Source organism: Streptomyces sp. NPDC054847 (genome assembly GCF_053610925.1).
Window position 1 is genome coordinate 1,917 of sequence record NZ_JBSGZJ010000041.1, and the last position, 2,480, is coordinate 4,396.

The 2,480-nt window shown below is 56.9% G+C and carries 1 other annotated feature (only partly in view).

The window, feature by feature from the left end:
• Nucleotides 1-2,477 (forward strand) — a sequence feature (most likely nonfunctional fraction of RNA operon) (it extends 1,702 nt beyond the left edge of the window).
• Nucleotides 2,478-2,480 lie beyond the last annotated feature (3 nt).

The window sequence follows — 2,480 nt, forward strand, 5'->3', positions numbered from 1 at the left end:
TCAGTCGTGACTGCGTGCCTTTTGAAGAATGAGCCTGCGAGTTAGCGGTGTGTAGCGAGGTTAACCCGTGTGGGGAAGCCGTAGCGAAAGCGAGTCCGAACAGGGCGATCGAGTTGCACGCTCTAGACCCGAAGCGGAGTGATCTAGCCATGGGCAGGTTGAAGCGGAGGTAAGACTTCGTGGAGGACCGAACCCACCAGGGTTGAAAACCTGGGGGATGACCTGTGGTTAGGGGTGAAAGGCCAATCAAACTCCGTGATAGCTGGTTCTCCCCGAAATGCATTTAGGTGCAGCGTCGTGTGTTTCTTGCCGGAGGTAGAGCACTGGATAGGCGATGGGCCCTACCGGGTTACTGACCTTAGCCAAACTCCGAATGCCGGTAAGTGAGAGCGCGGCAGTGAGACTGTGGGGGATAAGCTCCATGGTCGAGAGGGAAACAGCCCAGAGCATCGACTAAGGCCCCTAAGCGTACGCTAAGTGGGAAAGGATGTGGAGTCGCAGAGACAACCAGGAGGTTGGCTTAGAAGCAGCCACCCTTGAAAGAGTGCGTAATAGCTCACTGGTCAAGTGATTCCGCGCCGACAATGTAGCGGGGCTCAAGCGTACCGCCGAAGTCGTGTCATTCCAGCATGAGGGCCAACGCCCGCTGGGATGGGTAGGGGAGCGTCGTGTGCCGGGTGAAGCAGCCGCGGAAGCGAGTTGTGGACGGTTCACGAGTGAGAATGCAGGCATGAGTAGCGATACACACGTGAGAAACGTGTGCGCCGATTGACTAAGGGTTCCTGGGTCAAGCTGATCTGCCCAGGGTAAGTCGGGACCTAAGGCGAGGCCGACAGGCGTAGTCGATGGACAACCGGTTGATATTCCGGTACCCGCTTTGAAACGCCCAATATCGAATCAGGCGATGCTAAGTCCGTGAAGCCGCCGGCTGAGTCTTCGGACGAGGTCGGAGTGGTGGAGCCGACGAACCAGACTTGTAGTAGGTAAGCGATGGGGTGACGCAGGAAGGTAGTCCAGCCCGGGCGGTGGTTGTCCCGGGGTAAGGGTGTAGGACGTGGGGTAGGCAAATCCGCCTCACACATAGTCTGAGACCTGATGCCGAGCCGATTGTGGTGAAGTGGATGATCCTATGCTGTCGAGAAAAGCCTCTAGCGAGTTTCATGGCGGCCCGTACCCTAAACCGACTCAGGTGGTCAGGTAGAGAATACCGAGGCGTTCGGGTGAACTATGGTTAAGGAACTCGGCAAAATGCCCCCGTAACTTCGGGAGAAGGGGGGCCATCACTGGTGATCCGATTTACTCGGTGAGCTGGGGGTGGCCGCAGAGACCAGCGAGAAGCGACTGTTTACTAAAAACACAGGTCCGTGCGAAGCCGTAAGGCGATGTATACGGACTGACGCCTGCCCGGTGCTGGAACGTTAAGGGGACCGGTTAGTCACTCTTCGGGGTGGCGAAGCTGAGAACTTAAGCGCCAGTAAACGGCGGTGGTAACTATAACCATCCTAAGGTAGCGAAATTCCTTGTCGGGTAAGTTCCGACCTGCACGAATGGCGTAACGACTTCTCGACTGTCTCAACCATAGGCCCGGTGAAATTGCACTACGAGTAAAGATGCTCGTTTCGCGCAGCAGGACGGAAAGACCCCGGGACCTTTACTACAGTTTGATATTGGTGTTCGGTTCGGCTTGTGTAGGATAGGTGGGAGACTGTGAAGCTTGGACGCCAGTTCAGGTGGAGTCGTCGTTGAAATACCACTCTGGTCGTGCTGGATGTCTAACCTGGGTCCGTGATCCGGATCAGGGACAGTGTCTGATGGGTAGTTTAACTGGGGCGGTTGCCTCCCAAAGGGTAACGGAGGCGCCCAAAGGTTCCCTCAGCCTGGTTGGCAATCAGGTGTTGAGTGTAAGTGCACAAGGGAGCTTGACTGTGAGACCGACGGGTCGAGCAGGGACGAAAGTCGGGACTAGTGATCCGGCGGTGGCTTGTGGAAGCGCCGTCGCTCAACGGATAAAAGGTACCCCGGGGATAACAGGCTGATCTTCCCCAAGAGTCCATATCGACGGGATGGTTTGGCACCTCGATGTCGGCTCGTCGCATCCTGGGGCTGGAGTCGGTCCCAAGGGTTGGGCTGTTCGCCCATTAAAGCGGTACGCGAGCTGGGTTTAGAACGTCGTGAGACAGTTCGGTCCCTATCCGCTGTGCGCGTAGGAGTCTTGAGAAGGGCTGTCCCTAGTACGAGAGGACCGGGACGGACGAACCTCTGGTGTGCCAGTTGTCCTGCCAAGGGCATGGCTGGTTGGCTACGTTCGGAAAGGATAACCGCTGAAAGCATCTAAGCGGGAAGCCTGCTTCGAGATGAGGACTCCCACCTCCTTGAGAGGGTAAGGCTCCCAGTAGACGACTGGGTTGATAGGCCGGATATGGAAGCCCTGTAAGGGGTGGAGTTGACCGGTACTAATAGGCCGAGGGCTTGTCCTCAGT